Source organism: Anaeromyxobacter sp. Red801 (assembly GCF_049201065.2).
Lineage (GTDB): Bacteria > Myxococcota > Myxococcia > Myxococcales > Anaeromyxobacteraceae > Anaeromyxobacter.
Genome location: NZ_CM181236.1, coordinates 2,745,415 through 2,758,696 on the forward strand (window position 1 = coordinate 2,745,415; position 13,282 = coordinate 2,758,696).

Sequence of the window (13,282 nt, forward strand, 5' to 3'; positions counted from 1 at the left end):
CGCCGGCCCCTCCGGCGCTCGTCCCAGTTGCTCAGCTTCCGGGCGGGCGCGGCATCGAGCGGTGAGGTGTCACCGGACCGCGGCGGTGGGACCGTGTCGGGCGCGCGGCGTGGCCGCCCCACGTGCCGGGGCGCCGCTCCACGCCGCCGGGGCGCGACGCCCCGGGCTCAGCCCCGGGCTCAGCCCCGGGCGAAGAACGCGGCCGCCATGGCGAGGCCGGTGGCGACGATGCCGCGGCGCAGCCACGCCCCCGGGATGTGCCGCGCGGCGCGCGCGCCGAGGTAGCCGCCGGCCGTCGCGCCGGCGGTCATGAGCGCTGCCTCGGGCCAGCGCACCAGCCCGCCGGCGGCGTAGAGCGCCACCGCGATGGCGGCGAGCGCGGCCGAGAGCAGGTTCTTCAGGCCGTTCATCGCGTTCAGGTCGGTCTGGCCGAGCAGCGCGAAGAGCGCCAAGAGGAGCACGCCCAGCCCGCCGTTGAAGTAGCCGCCGTACGCGCTCACCGCGAGGACGCCCGCCGCCGCCCAGCGCGCCGGCGATCCGGCCGCGTCCGCCGCGGCTTGCGCGGCGCCCCTCGCGTCGCGGCGCGCCGCCCGGAGCAGGCGCGGCGCGAGCGCGAACAGCGCGGTGGCCGCGAGCAGCAGCCACGGGACGAGGCGCCGGAAGGCGGGCGCCGGCGTGAGGAGCAGCAGCGCCGCGCCGGCCGCGCCACCCGCCAGGCCGAGCAGGAGCAGCGCGCGGAGCGAGAGGCCCGGCGGCGGCCGGATGTCCTCGCGGAAGCCCCAGGTGCCGGACAGGTAGCCGGGCAGGAGCGCCACCGTGCCGGTCGCGTTCGCGACGATGGGCGAGGCGCCCACCACCACCAGCGCCGGGAGGGTGAGGAAGCTCCCCCCGCCCGCCACCGCGTTGAGGGCCCCAGCCCCGAACGCCGCGGCCGAGAGCAGCGCCGCCTCGGCGAGGGTCACTGCCCCACCTCTGCGCGACCCCGCGCAGGCCGGACGCGCACGGTTGGCGCACCGCGGCCCCTGGCCGCTTCACCCTGCGTCCGGGTGCGCCCCGCGATCGGCCCCTCCGAGTCGGAGGCCCATCTCATTGACGTCAAAGGCATTCTCTCGCTCCGTCCGACCCGGAGTCCGCCGGGTTCGGTTCGACCGGCCCCAGCAGGGTGACTGATTCGTCGTGCTAGCGTATCGCGCCGGCGCTTATTTTGCGTGTCCCGCAAGGTATTTTTTGCGTTCACTCCGCGTCACCACCCACGGAGCACCATCCATGACCAAGCTGTTGGGTACCCTGCTTCTCTGTGCACTTGCCCTGCCCGCCGGGGCAGCAGACACCGTCAAGATCGCCGTCACCGGGCCGTTCAGCGGCGGGTCCGCGCCCATGGGCGCCTCGATGCGGGACGGCGCCAAGCTCGCCATCGCCGAGATCAACGCGGCCGGCGGCATCCAGGTCGGCGCGCGCAAGCTGAAGATCGAGGTGGTCGAGCGCGACGACGAGGCCAAGAACGAGCGCGGCGCGCTGATCGGCCAGGAGCTGGCATCCATGCCCGACCTCGCCGGCGTGATCGGCTCGGTCAACACCGGCGTGGTGATGGCCGGCGACAAGCACCTCCAGGAGAAGGGCATCACCAAGATCATCACGCCCGCCGCGGGCTCGGCCTCGATGACCCAGTGGGCCAAGGGCGCCGAGGGGCCGAAGACGCTCTCCATCTTCCGCTTCGCCGCGCACGACGGCATCCAGGCCGCCATGGTGGTCGAGGAGGCGATCAACCGGAAGCTCACCAAGGTCGCGCTCCTGCACGACTCGACGAACTACGGCGTGTCCGGCCGCGACGACCTGCTCCGGCAGATCAAGCTGCAGGGCGACAAGCTCCAGGTGATCGCCACCGAGAAGTTCAACATCGGCGACAAGGACATGACCGCGCAGCTGCTCCGGGCCAAGGCCGGCGGCGCGCAGGCGATCCTGATCTGGGGCATCGGGCCCGAGCTGGCCGTGGCCGCGAACGGCATGGCCAAGCTGAACATCAAGGCGCCGCTCATCGGCGGCTGGACGCTGTCGATGTCCAACTACATCGACAACGCCGGCAAGAACGGCAACGGCACGCTCATGCCGCAGACGTTCATCGAGGAGCCGGTGACGCCGAAGGCGAAGGCGTTCGTCGAGGCGTACCACAAGGCGTACGGCGTGACCCGCATCCCGTCGCCCGTCTCCGCCGCGCAGGGCTACGACGCCGTGTACCTGTTCGCCGCCGCGGTGAAGCAGGCCGGCACCACCGACACCCGCAAGATCTCCGAGGCGCTCGAGGACCTGAAGGAGCCGGTCCCGGGCGTGATCGCGACCTGGATCCGCCCGTACACGAAGTGGGATCCGTCGAACGTCGAGACGCACGAAGCCTTCCGCCGCGAGCAGGTGGTGATGGGCATGGTCAAGGACGGGCGCGTGGTGTTCGCGAACGAGTCCGACCGCGCCCGCCTCGCGAAGGGCGCCCAGAAGAAGATGTAGCGGGCGGGCGGGCTCGCGGGGAGGAGGCCGCCTCCTCCCCGCGCCCGCAGGCCTCTCCCCCGCCTCCCCGAGGACCACACCCGCGTGCCAGCGTCGATCATCGCGCAGATGGCCGTCAGCGGAGCGTTGATGGGGCTCGTCTACGCCCTCATCGCCTACGGCTTCCAGCTCACCTACGCCACCAGCAAGAGCCTGAACTTCGGCCAGGGCGAGCTGGTGATGGTGTCCGCCTTCTTCAGCCTGACGCTGCTCGACCTGGGCGTGCCCTACTGGCTCATGGTGCCGGGCGGCCTCGTCTTCGGGGCGCTGCTCGGCCTCGCGGTGGAGCGCGCCGGCGTGCGGCTCGCGCTGGAGCAGAAGAGCGAGGGCTGGATCCTCCTCACCATCATCCTCGGGCTGTTCCTGTTCTCCGCGGCCGAGAACGTGTGGGGCCGCGACGACCGGCCCTTCCCCACGCCCATCTCGTCCGACCCGATCCACGTGCTCGGCGTGGACGTGACCCGCTCGAGCTGTCCGTCGCGGTGGGCGTGCTCGCGGTGATGGCGCTCATCGAGGTGTTCAAGCGCCGCACGCTGCTCGGCAAGGCGTTCGAGGCGGTCTCCGCGGATCGCGACGCGGGCGAGCTGATGGGCATCTCCGCCACGCGCACGGTGATGCTGTCCTACGCGCTGTCCGGCACCGTCGCCGCGCTCGCCGGCATCCTGGTCTCGCCCATCACCACGGTGGGCCCGACCATGGCGTCCGCGCTGGTGCTGAAGGCGTTCTCGGTGGCGGTGGTGGCCGGGCTCGACTCCGGCTTCGGCGTGGTGCTGATCGGCCTGCTGCTGGGCGCGCTGGAGAGCCTGGCGAGCTTCTACGTGGGCAGCGGCTGGCGCGAGGCGCCGGGGCTCGTCCTCCTCATCCTGGCCCTGGCCGTCCGCCCCACCGGCGTGTTCGGCAAGGCCGCCATCCGCAAGGTCTGACCGGAGCCGCCCCATGCTGAGACGACTGCTCCTGGTCCGCGGCGCCGAGGTGGTGCTGTTCGCGCTGCTCGCCGCGGTCCCGCTCGCCGTCCACAACCCGTACGCGCTCGGCCTGCTCACGCTGCTCGCCATCTACGGCATCCTGCTCATCGGCCTCGACGTCACCGTCGGCTACCTGGGCCAGGTGAACCTGGCGCACGCCGCGTTCCTGGGTCTGGGCGCCTACACCGCCGGCATCGCGGTGACGAAGCTCGGCCTCGGGCTCGTGCCGGTCCTGCTGCTCGCGCCCACCGTCGCGTTCGTGATCGGCGCGCTCCTCGCCCTCCCCTCGCTGCGGCTGGAGGGCCCGCAGTTCGCGCTCGCCACCCTCAGCTTCCTGGCGCTCACCACCACCGCGCTGAACGAGCTGGAGTGGCTGACCGCCGGCGCGCAGGGCCTCAGCCTGGACCGGCCGCCGCTCCTCGGCCACGAGCTCAGCCCGCGCGACTTCTACTGGCTGTGCATGCTGCTGCTCGCCTGCGTCTGGGTGGCCATGCGCAACCTGCTCTCGTCGCAGTGGGGCCGCGCCTTCGAGGCGCTCCGCGACAGCCCCATCGCCACCGACGCCATGGGCGTGGGCACCTACCGCCACAAGGTGGCCGCGTTCGCGTTCGGCTCCGGCCTGGGCGGCCTGGCCGGCGCGCTCTACGCGTTCAACTTCGAGTACCTGCAGCCGCAGTCGTTCGTGTACGAGCTCACCATCACGCTGTTGCTCGGCGTGGTGCTGGGCGGGCGCAAGAGCCTGTGGGGCGCGTTCGTGGGCGCGACGCTGGTGGCGCTGCTCCCGAACCTGCTCTCCAACCGCGTCCTGTTCCAGGTGTTCTCGGGCCTCGGCCTGGTGGTGGCGCTCGCCGCCGGCGGCCGCGGCCTGGCCCGCCGCACGATGCGCCCGTTCCAGGCCATCGCCCCGGCGGTCGCCACCGGCGCGCTGGTGGTGGGCGGCATGCTGGTCGAGAACACCGAGGACTGGCGCAAGGCGATCTTCGCGCTGATGCTGTTCGCGGTGGTGGTGGGGCTGCCCGAGGGGCTGATGGGCTTCGCGGGCAAGTTCCTGGCGCGCCTGTTCCGCGTGGCGCCGCCGCCGCTCCCCGCGCCCGCCCCGCTCGACCACGTCCTGCCGCCGCGCACCGCCGACGGCGCCGCCATCCTCGAGCTGCGCGACCTGAAGCGCCACTTCGGCGGCGTGAAGGCGGTGGACGGGGTGAGCCTCACGGTGCGCGCCGGCGCGGTGCACGGGCTCATCGGCCCGAACGGCTCCGGCAAGAGCACGCTCGTGAACGTGGTCTCCGGGCTGTACACGCCCAGCTCCGGCGAGATGACGCTGCGCGGGAAGCCGCTCCCCGCGGGCAGCCTGTTCCACACCGCCCGCACCGGCGTCGCGCGCACCTTCCAGAACCTCCAGCTCTTCGTCGGGCTGACCGCGCTCGAGAACGTCATGGTGGCGCTCCAGGGCGTGTACCGCGCGCCGCTCCCGCTCGTGCTGCTCGGCCTCGGCCGCGCCGAGGAGCGCCGGGCGCAGGCCGACGCGCTCGCGCTGCTCGAGTTCGTGGGGCTGGCCGACCAGGCGCGCACGCCGGCCAGGGACCTCACCTACGGCGCCCAGCGCTTCCTGGAGATCGCCCGGGCCCTGGCGCGGCGCCCCGAGGTGCTCATCCTCGACGAGCCGGCCGCCGGCCTGGCCCACCCCGACGTGGTGAAGCAGGTGGAGCTGATCCGGCGGATCCACCAGCGCGGCGTCACCGTGGTGCTCATCGAGCACCACATGGACGTGGTGACCTCGCTCTGCAGCACGGTGACCGCGCTCGACGGCGGCAGGCTCATCGCCGAGGGCACGCCGGACGAGGTGAAGCGCAACCCCAGGGTGGTCGAGGCCTACCTCGGCAACGTGGCGCCCGACGCGGCGCCGCAGCCCGCCGCCGGCGCGCCGGCCTGAGACGGAGCCCAGATGCTGGTCGTCGAGGATCTCTACGCAGGATACGGGCTGAGCGAGGTGCTGGTGGGACCTCGCTCCAGGTGAAGGCGGGCTCGGTGGTCGCGCTCATCGGCGCGAACGGCGCCGGGAAGACCACCACCATGCGGGCGGTGTCCGGGCTGCTCCGGCCCGCGCGCGGGCGGGTGCTGCTCGACGGCGCGCCGGTGCAGGGGCAGGCCGCCTCGCGGATCGCGCGGCTCGGGCTCGCCCACGCGCCGGAGGGGCGCAAGGTGTTCGGGCCGCTCCCGGTCGAGGACAACCTGCTGCTCGGCGCCTACCGCCGGCTGCCGCGCTTCTTCGGCTTCCACCGCCGGGCCGCGGCCGACCTCGAGCACGTCTACGAGCTGTTCCCGCGCCTGAAGGAGCGGCGCCGGCAGGCCGCGGGCACGCTCTCCGGCGGCGAGCAGCAGATGCTCGCCATCGGCCGCGCGCTCATGGCCCGCCCGAAGGTGATGCTGCTCGACGAGCCGTCGATGGGGCTCGCGCCGGTGATCGTCCAGGAGGTCTTCCGGACCATCCGCCGGCTCAAGGCCGAGGGCATGACCATGCTGCTCGTGGAGCAGTTCGCGAAGACCGCGCTCGAGGTGGCCGACTACGCCTACGTGATGGAGCGCGGCCGGATCGCCATCGAGGGGACGCCCGCCGAGCTCGCCCGCGACGAGCGCGTGCTCGCGGCCTACCTCGGGTGAGCGCGCCCCCGGCCGCGGCCACGGCCGGCCCGCGGGCGCGCGGCGCGGCCGCCGCGTACCTGTTCCTCGCGCTCGCGGCCGCGTTCTGGTCCGGCAACTTCGTGGTGGGCCGGGCCGTCCACGGCCGCGTGCCGCCGGTCGGCCTCGCGTTCTGGCGCTGGGCGGTGGCGCTCGCCGTGCTCCTGCCGCTGGCGCGCCGCCCGCTCGCGGCGCAGTGGCGGACGATCCTCGGCGCGTGGCGGATCGTGATCCCGCTCGGCGTCCTGGGCGTCGGCAACTTCAACCTGTTCGTCTACCTCGGCCTCACCCGCACCACCGCCACCAGCGCGCTCCTGCTCCAGTCGGCCTGCCCCGCCTTCATCGCGGCGCTCTCCCCGCTCCTCGGCGGCGGCCGCCCCGGGCGGCGGCAGCTCGCGGGCATCGCGGTCTCGCTCGCCGGCGTGCTGGTCATCCTGGGCCGCGGCACGCTGTCGGCGCTGGCCGGGCTCGCGTTCGGCGCCGGCGACCTGTGGGTGCTCGCCGCGGTGCTGAGCTGGGCGTTCTACACGCTGCTCCTCGCGCGCCGGCCGGCCGGGGTGGACCCGGTGGCGCTGCTCGCCGCGCTGGTGGCGGTGGGCGTCGCCTGGATCGCGCCGTTCTACGCCTGGGAGCTGGCCTCCGGGGCGCGGATGGCGCTCGACGGCGTGACCGTGGCGAGCGTGGCGTACGTGGCGGTGTTCGCCTCGGTGCTGGCGTACCGGCTCTGGAACGAAGGGGTGGCCCGGGTGGGCGCGAACCGGGCCGGCCCGTTCATCCACCTCATGCCGGCGTTCGGCTCGCTGCTGGCCGTGGCGCTGCTCGGCGAGGCCCTCCGGCCCTTCCACCTGGCCGGCCTGGCGCTCGTGCTCGGGGGCGTGACGCTCGCCGGGACCTCCGGGCGCCGCGGGCGCGCCGGGGCCTGAGCGCAGCCCGCCGGGACGTCCCCGGCCCGGCGCTGGCCCGCCCGGCCGCCCCGCGCCGGCGGGACGCGGCTGCGGGAAGGTGTTGCGTCGGGGGCCGCGGGTGAGATATCCGCCGGGCGCGGGGACGACGGGCTGGACGCCGGTCCCCGGAGCGAGGACAGCCCATGGGTCGCATCTTCGAGACGCGCAAGGCCACCATGTTCGCCCGGTGGAACAAGATGGCGAAGGCCTTCACGCGCATCAGCAAGGACATCGCCATCGCGGTGAAGGCCGGCGGCCCGAGCCCGGACAACAACCCCGCGCTGCGGCGCGTCCTGCAGAACGCCCGCCACGTCAACATGCCGAAGGACAAGGTCGAGGCCGCCATCAAGCGGGCCAGCGGCCAGGACCAGCAGGCGTACGAGGTGGTGGTCTACGAGGGCTACGCGCCGCACGGGGTCGCGGTGATGGTCGAGACCGCCACCGACAACGTGGTCCGCACCGTCGCGAACGTGCGGATGCACTTCAAGAACAACGGCGGCAACATGGGGAACACCGGCAGCGTGGCGTTCCAGTTCCGCCGCATGGGCGTGTTCCGCCTCTCGCCCGAGGGCATCGACCAGGACGCGCTCGAGCTCGACCTCATCGACCACGGCCTGGAGGAGATGGGCGAGAGCACCGGCGAGAAGGGCGAGAAGGTGCTCGTCATCCGCTGCGCGTTCGAGAGCTTCGGCCAGCTCCAGGCGGCGCTGGAGCAGCGGAAGCTCAACGTGCTCTCCTCCGAGTCGGAGTACGTGGCGCAGACGCCGGTGCAGCTCCCCGAGGAGCAGGCGCGCGAGGTGCTCGAGCTGGTGGACGCGCTCGAGCAGGACGAGGACGTCCAGCACGTGTTCCACAACCTCGCCTGACGCCGCCGCCGCTCAGCGGGCCGCGCCGGCGCCTTCCGCCGTCCGGGTCCCCACCTCGTAGGCCAGCCGGAGCGCCTCGCGGAGCACCGTGAAGCGCTCGCGCTCGCGCAGCGCCGGGCAGAGCCGCACCAGCTCGCGGACCTCGGCGTCGAACCGGGCGGCGATGGCGGGCCGGCTCGCCTCGACCCGCTGCAGGTCGGCCTCCACCCCGAAGTAGGCGAACAGCCGCGGCAGGTCCAGCGTCCGCACGGCCTCCAGCGCTCGTCCCATGTCCCGGCACCTCCGCCGCGCCGGAGATGCGCGCCGCGTGCCATCGCCGGGGGAGCGCAAACGCGCGACGCCAGCGCGGCCGGGAGCGCGCCGGCGTCGCCGCGGCGACGCCGGGTGCCGGGTTTCCAGGCAGACCGCGCCCGTCAGGGCGGCGGGGCCGAGGCCGCGGCGGCCTCGGGCGCGGCGGCCTCCGGCTGCTCCCCCGCCTCCACCGAGGCGTCGACCTGCCCCTCGGCGACGGGCTCGGCGGCGCGCTCCGGCTCGGCGTCGCCCGCGGCCAGGACCCGGTCGATGTCGAGGAGGAGCACGAAGCCGCGCCCCACCTTGCCCATGCCCACCAGGTACTCGACGCTGACGCCGGTCCCGAAGGACGGCGAGGGCTCGATCTCGTCCGGGCGGAGCGCCACCACCTCGTTGACCGCGTCGGCCAGCACGCCGAGCGTGAGGCTCCCGCCCGCCACCTCCACCTCGACCACCAGCACGCAGGTGAAGCGGCCGGGCCGGGAGGCGGACCCGCCGAACTTCACGGCCAGGTCCACCACCGGCACCACCGCCCCGCGCACGTTGAGCACGCCGCGCACCGACGGCGGCGTGCCCGGCACGCGGGTGATCTCCTCGTGCTGCAGGATCTCCCGGACCTTCAGGATCGGGACCGCGTAGTCGATCCCGTCGATCCGGAACGAGAGGTACTGCGCCTGCTCGCCGGCCGCCTCGACCGCGTCGCGCATGGCCGCCCCCTAGAACCGCTTGAACTCGCCCGCCGCGGCGGGCTTGCCATTGCGCTGCTCGGCCTGGGGCCAGGGGCGGTCCAGCGCCGGGAGCGGCGCGGGCGCCGGCGCGCGGGGCGGGACGTAGCGCGGCGCGCTCCGCCGCTCCTCGCGGACCGTGAAGAAGCCCATGAGCTGCTGCAGGCCCTCGGCCTGAGAGGCGAGCTCCTCGGCGGTGGAGCTCAGCTCCTCGGCCGCGGTGGCGTTCCGCTGCGTGACCTGGTCCACCACCCCCATCGCCTTGCTGACCTGCGAGACGCGCTCGCTCTGCTCCTGCGAGGCCGCCGCCACCTCCTGCACCAGGTCGGCGGTCTTCTGGATGGCCGGGACGAGGTCGGTGATGAGCCGGCCGCTCTCCTCGGCCACCGAGAGCGAGCTCTCCGCGAGCGTGCCGATCTCGCCGGCCGCCTTCTGCGCGCGCTCGGCGAGCTTGCGCACCTCGGTGGCGACGACCGCGAAGCCCCGGCCGTGGTCGCCGGCGCGGGCCGCCTCGATGGCCGCGTTCAGCGCGAGCAGGTTGGTCTGGTAGGCGATCTCCTCGATGATCGAGATCTTCTCCGCGATGGAGCGCATCGCCGAGACCGTCTCGGTGACGGCGGTGCCGCTGCGCCCGGCGCTGGCCGCCTGGGCCTTCGCGGCGGTCTCGGTCTGGCGCGCGCTCTCCGCGTTCTGCGTGATGGAGGCGTGCATGGCCTCGAGCGAGGAGGTCGTCTCCTCCACGCTGGCCGCCTGCTCGCCGGTGCCCTGCGAGAGGGTCTGGGCGGTGGAGGAGACCTGCGAGGAGGCGCCGGCCAGCGCGTCGGCGCCGGAGCGCACCTCGGAGATGACCTGCGCCAGCTTCTCGCCCATGGTCTTCATGGCGCCGAGCAGCTTGCCCAGCTCGTCGCGGCCGGTGACCTCCACCGCGTCGCGGAGGTCGCCCGCGGCGATCCGGTCGGCGGCCTTCACCGCGCTCCCGAGCGGCAGGACGATGGTGCGCGTCACCCAGAACGAGAGCACGATGGCGAGCACCGCGGTGGAGAGCAGCACCCCCACCACCAGCACCCGGGCCGACTCGTACATGGCGTGGCCGGACTCGGCCGCCTCCTGCATCTGGGCGCCCTGCGCCTTCGTGTAGTCGGACCAGCCGAACTCCACCGCGGTCAGCGCCGGCACGAGGTCGTCGCGCGTCACCCGCTTCGTCTCGGCGAGGTTCAGCGTGCGGGCGGTCTCGAGCGTCTTCTGGAACGTCTTGCCGAGGTGGGCGCGGCGCACGGCGAGCTCCGCCAGCACCTGCTTGGTCCGCTCGTTGTCCACCACGGTGATGCCGCCCTCCATCGCGGCGATCTTGTCGCCCTCCTCGTTGGCGCGCTGCGCCTCCTTGCGCAGCTCGAGGATGGTCTCGATGCGGCGGAGCGCCTCGGCCGGATCGTCGGTCGAGAGCATCACGCCGACGTGGTTCGCCTGCTGCGCCGTCACGTGGAGCCCGCGGATGGCCATCTCGAGCGAGCGGAGGCGCTGGCGCGCCACCTCGTCCAGCCCCTGGTCGAGCTGGGCCAGGCGCGAGAGCGCGAAGAAGCCGACCGCCACGAACGCGGCGGTGACGAGCATGAAGGCGAAGGTGAGGCGGACGCCGATCGGGAACTTCCGCATGGTGACCTCTGGTGCAAGGGACGCGGGCGTGGCGGGGTGGACCGCCGCCCCGCCGGGACCTCCGGCGGGGCGGCCATCCGGGCGCGGGCTAGATGACGCCCATCGCCGCGCGGAGCTGCGGGTGGAAGATGCGCTTGGGGATGACGCCGTAGATGCCCTTCTGGCCGTTCACCACCTGCGTCACGCGGAAGCTGACCGCGAGGCTGCAGAGGGCGTAGGCGTCGAGCCGGGTGAGGCCGGCGCGGGCCTCGAGGAAGTCGATCGCGTTCAGCAGGGCGATCCGGAACGCGGTGTCGAGGTCCGGGTTGGTGCCGTGGACGATCCAGGCGTCCGGCGTCTCGTGCATCGGCCAGGCGAGCGCGACCTGCTTGTGGAGGATCACGCGGACGCGGATCTCCTTCATCGCGGTCTCCATCGCGGTGAGCGTCACCTCGCCGTCGCCCTGGAGCGCGTGCGAGTCACCGGTGAAGATCTTGCCGCCGCGCTGGAACACCGGGACGAACAGGCGCGAGCCCTCGCCCGCCTCGCGGCAGTCCACGTTGCCGGCGTGCTGGCCCGGCGGCACCGAGCTGATCACGCCGTAGGCGTGGCCCGGGGGCGTGGGGAAGACGCCGTTCGCCGGCGCGACGCCCATGGTGCCCTGGAACGGCGCGAGCCGGAGCTGGATGCCCGGCGCGAACTCGGAGGTGTTGTTGGCGGTGTCGAGGTCGAAGTACTTGGCCTGCCCCTGCGGGAAGACGTCCGGCAGTGCGCCGGTGCCGAGCGCGCCCGGGTTGTTGAAGCAGACCGCCCAGTCGGTGGGGCGGACGCGCAGGTACTGGATCTCGAGCACGTCGCCGGGCGGCGTCGCGGACGCCGACCGGGCCGATGATCGAGTGCGGGCCGACGCCCGGGTGGGCGAGGCGCAGGCGGGCGATCTCCTCGATCGGCATGCCCGGCTGCAGGTCGTTGAGGAAGTGGCTCCAGGTGTTCGGGTACGAGACGACGTCCCCGGACTCGATCTCGACGACGTTGGGCAGGTTGGAGTCGAAGATGCCCCACTTCGTGGTCTCGTAGCTCGACTCGACCACGTGCACCCGGCCGCCGCCCTGCTGGAACAGGCTGTAGCCGCCGGTGCCCTCCGCGCGGGCGCGCGAGAGGACCGGGGCCGCCGCCGCCAGCGCGCCGAACAGGCCGCCCGCCTTCAGGAACCCGCGGCGGCTGCGCGCCGAGAGCAGGTGGTCCACGTCGTCGCCGCGCACCTCGTCGAGGCGGGTGAGGCCCTCGCCGCGCTGCTCGATGGCGAGGTCCACCTCGGCGCCGGACATCCCGCGCGTCGCGCTCGGCCCGCAGCAGCCGCAGATGCCGCCGTGGAAGTCGTGCGTCGCCCCGGCCTCGTGCCCCTTGTCGTGCTTCACGCTCATTGACGCCTCTCCTGGCTGGTCCGTCCTCACCACGTCCGCCCCGTCGAAACGACGAAGCCCACGCGTGCTCAGGGCAGACGTGGGCTGGGCCGGAGGACCGGTCTCGCCACGGCGGCCACGGCCGTCCGGTTTCGCCGGACCCGCGGCTTTGCGCTTCACCCTGGGTACGGGTGAATTGCCCTGAAGCGTGGTGCCTTCACCGTAAGCAACTCCCCCCTAGGAGGTCAAGACTCGGCGTCACAGTACTGACGGTCTACCCATCGGGAGTCATGAGGGCGTCTGCGCGGCGTACGCCGCTCGACGCACATCCGCTCACCGTGAAGACGCGCTCAGGTGCGCGCCGTGAACGCGCCGAGCACGTGGACGCGCGTCCCGGTCCGGTCGCGGAGCGCGAACCCGAGGCCGCCCGCGACCGGCCAGTCCCGCAGCGTCACGGTGGCGGGCAGCAGCACCGGTGCCTTGAATGCGGCGTCCAGCCGGACCGGGCCCGGCGGCAGGGCCGGGCCGAGCGCCGCGGCGATCCGCGCGAGCGACCACATCCCGTGCGCGATCGCCCGCTCGAAGCCGAACGCGCGGGCGGTGAGCGCGGAGAGGTGGATCGGGTTGAGGTCGCCCGACGCGCGCGCGTACCGGCGGCCGGTCGCGCCCGGCACCTCCCACCGGCGCTCGCCCGCGCCGGAGGGATCCGCCTCGGCGACCGGCGGCGGCCCGCGGCCGGCGCCGGGGCGGCGGGCGAGCAGCACCGCCTCCTCCACCCACGCCAGCTCGCCGCCGGCCCAGGCCTCGGTGAGGAGGTCCAGCTCCTGGCCGCGGGCGGTCTCGCGGAGCCCGGAGAGGCGCGCGCGCAGCTCGAGGGGCTCGCGCGCGGGCAGCGGCCGGAGCGCGTCGATCCGGTTGCGCAGGTGGACGAGCCCGAGCGCCCGCACCGGGAGCTCCGGCGCGGTGAGGAGCGCGAGGTGCAGCGGCCACGCGAGCACGTGCGGGTAGGTGACCGGCAGGTCGGGGCCGGCGTCGAACCCGCACACGGCGCGGTAGGCGGCGAGCCGCGGCGGCGCGGCGACGATCCCCGCCGCGCGCCGCTCCAGCGTGAAGCCGCCCTGCCCCGGCGCGGCGACGCGGGGCTTCCGCGAGAGGAGCGCCCTTGCGTAGCGGGTCCAGGGTCCGGGGAGCCGGGTGGCGCGCACGGCCCTTCTTACCCGATCCGCGACCGCGCGGCCTGCC

Annotated in this window: 13 protein-coding genes, 1 pseudogene and 1 riboswitch; of the genes and pseudogenes, 8 read left to right on the forward strand and 6 right to left on the reverse strand. The window is 74.0% G+C overall.

The features are described from left to right. Nucleotides 1-179 precede the first annotated feature (179 nt). A complete protein-coding gene (locus ACOQFB_RS12670; protein WP_421609911.1) occupies nt 180-962 on the reverse strand; it encodes a sulfite exporter TauE/SafE family protein in 783 nt (260 codons plus the stop codon). Nucleotides 963-1,266: 304 nt separating this feature from the next. On the opposite strand from ACOQFB_RS12670, the gene ACOQFB_RS12675 reads away from it, so the two are divergent. The 7 genes and pseudogenes from ACOQFB_RS12675 to ACOQFB_RS12705 all read left to right on the forward strand — a co-directional run bounded on the left by ACOQFB_RS12675 (nt 1,267) and on the right by ACOQFB_RS12705 (nt 7,989). Further along, nucleotides 1,267-2,499 carry an ABC transporter substrate-binding protein gene (locus tag ACOQFB_RS12675; RefSeq protein WP_421609912.1) on the forward strand — a complete coding sequence of 411 codons (1,233 nt, stop codon included), beginning with the start codon at nt 1,267-1,269 and terminating at the stop codon, nt 2,497-2,499. Nucleotides 2,500-2,607: 108 nt separating this feature from the next. Then, nucleotides 2,608-3,039 carry an ABC transporter permease subunit gene (locus ACOQFB_RS12680; RefSeq protein WP_494492233.1) on the forward strand — a complete coding sequence of 144 codons (432 nt, stop codon included), beginning with the start codon at nt 2,608-2,610 and terminating at the stop codon, nt 3,037-3,039. Then, a complete protein-coding gene (locus tag ACOQFB_RS12685; RefSeq protein WP_494492234.1) occupies nt 3,021-3,461 on the forward strand; it encodes an ABC transporter permease subunit in 441 nt (146 codons plus the stop codon). The genes ACOQFB_RS12680 and ACOQFB_RS12685 overlap by 19 nt, the downstream gene beginning before the upstream one ends. 13 nt (nt 3,462-3,474) lie before the next feature. Further along, nucleotides 3,475-5,433: a branched-chain amino acid ABC transporter ATP-binding protein/permease gene (locus tag ACOQFB_RS12690; RefSeq protein ID WP_059436525.1), complete on the forward strand. Its 1,959-nt coding sequence runs from the start codon at nt 3,475-3,477 to the stop codon at nt 5,431-5,433. Nucleotides 5,434-5,445: 12 nt separating this feature from the next. Then, a pseudogene (locus ACOQFB_RS12695) lies at nt 5,446-6,161 on the forward strand (ABC transporter ATP-binding protein). Next, nucleotides 6,158-7,102, forward strand: coding sequence for a DMT family transporter (locus ACOQFB_RS12700; protein ID WP_421609913.1), 945 nt, complete (start codon nt 6,158-6,160; stop codon nt 7,100-7,102). Before ACOQFB_RS12695 ends, ACOQFB_RS12700 begins: the two are co-directional and overlap by 4 nt. 164 nt (nt 7,103-7,266) lie before the next feature. Continuing rightward, nucleotides 7,267-7,989: a YebC/PmpR family DNA-binding transcriptional regulator gene (locus ACOQFB_RS12705; protein ID WP_059436522.1), complete on the forward strand. Its 723-nt coding sequence runs from the start codon at nt 7,267-7,269 to the stop codon at nt 7,987-7,989. A 12-nt stretch (nt 7,990-8,001) separates the two neighbouring features. Here ACOQFB_RS12705 and ACOQFB_RS12710 read toward each other — a convergent pair whose 3' ends face one another. From ACOQFB_RS12710 to ACOQFB_RS12725, 4 genes are all read right to left on the reverse strand, one after another. Then, on the reverse strand, nt 8,002-8,259 hold the full coding sequence (locus tag ACOQFB_RS12710; protein ID WP_421609914.1) for a hypothetical protein: 258 nt from the start codon (nt 8,257-8,259) through the stop codon (nt 8,002-8,004). Between the two features lie 143 nt (nt 8,260-8,402). Beyond that, entirely contained in the window at nt 8,403-8,987 is a 585-nt protein-coding gene (locus tag ACOQFB_RS12715; RefSeq protein WP_421609915.1) for a chemotaxis protein CheW, read from the reverse strand. A 9-nt stretch (nt 8,988-8,996) separates the two neighbouring features. Beyond that, complete coding sequence (locus ACOQFB_RS12720) at nt 8,997-10,658, reverse strand: methyl-accepting chemotaxis protein (protein WP_059436519.1); 1,662 nt, start codon at nt 10,656-10,658, stop codon at nt 8,997-8,999. 88 nt (nt 10,659-10,746) lie between these two features. Continuing rightward, nucleotides 10,747-11,490: an acetamidase/formamidase family protein gene (locus ACOQFB_RS12725; protein WP_494492235.1), complete on the reverse strand. Its 744-nt coding sequence runs from the start codon at nt 11,488-11,490 to the stop codon at nt 10,747-10,749. 238 nt (nt 11,491-11,728) lie between these two features. Here ACOQFB_RS12725 and ACOQFB_RS12730 point away from each other — a divergent pair, with 238 nt between their 5' ends. After that, nucleotides 11,729-12,064 carry a hypothetical protein gene (locus tag ACOQFB_RS12730; RefSeq protein WP_494492236.1) on the forward strand — a complete coding sequence of 112 codons (336 nt, stop codon included), beginning with the start codon at nt 11,729-11,731 and terminating at the stop codon, nt 12,062-12,064. A gap of 104 nt (nt 12,065-12,168) precedes the next feature. After that, nucleotides 12,169-12,251, reverse strand: a riboswitch (cyclic di-GMP riboswitch). 139 nt (nt 12,252-12,390) lie between these two features. On the opposite strand, the gene ACOQFB_RS12735 is transcribed toward ACOQFB_RS12730, so the two are convergent. Beyond that, nucleotides 12,391-13,245: a MaoC family dehydratase gene (locus tag ACOQFB_RS12735; protein ID WP_421609917.1), complete on the reverse strand. Its 855-nt coding sequence runs from the start codon at nt 13,243-13,245 to the stop codon at nt 12,391-12,393. Between the last annotated feature and the right edge of the window lie 37 nt (nt 13,246-13,282).

Coding starts and splice junctions, on each gene's coding strand:
- ACOQFB_RS12675 (WP_421609912.1), top strand. CDS start 1,267: ATGACCAAGCTGTTGGGTACCCTGCTTCTCTGTGCACTTGCCCTGCCC.
- ACOQFB_RS12680 (WP_494492233.1), top strand. CDS start 2,608: ATGGCCGTCAGCGGAGCGTTGATGGGGCTCGTCTACGCCCTCATCGCC.
- ACOQFB_RS12690 (WP_059436525.1), top strand. CDS start 3,475: ATGCTGAGACGACTGCTCCTGGTCCGCGGCGCCGAGGTGGTGCTGTTC.
- ACOQFB_RS12705 (WP_059436522.1), top strand. CDS start 7,267: ATGGGTCGCATCTTCGAGACGCGCAAGGCCACCATGTTCGCCCGGTGG.
- ACOQFB_RS12710 (WP_421609914.1), bottom strand. CDS start 8,259: ATGGGACGAGCGCTGGAGGCCGTGCGGACGCTGGACCTGCCGCGGCTG.
- ACOQFB_RS12715 (WP_421609915.1), bottom strand. CDS start 8,987: ATGCGCGACGCGGTCGAGGCGGCCGGCGAGCAGGCGCAGTACCTCTCG.
- ACOQFB_RS12720 (WP_059436519.1), bottom strand. CDS start 10,658: ATGCGGAAGTTCCCGATCGGCGTCCGCCTCACCTTCGCCTTCATGCTC.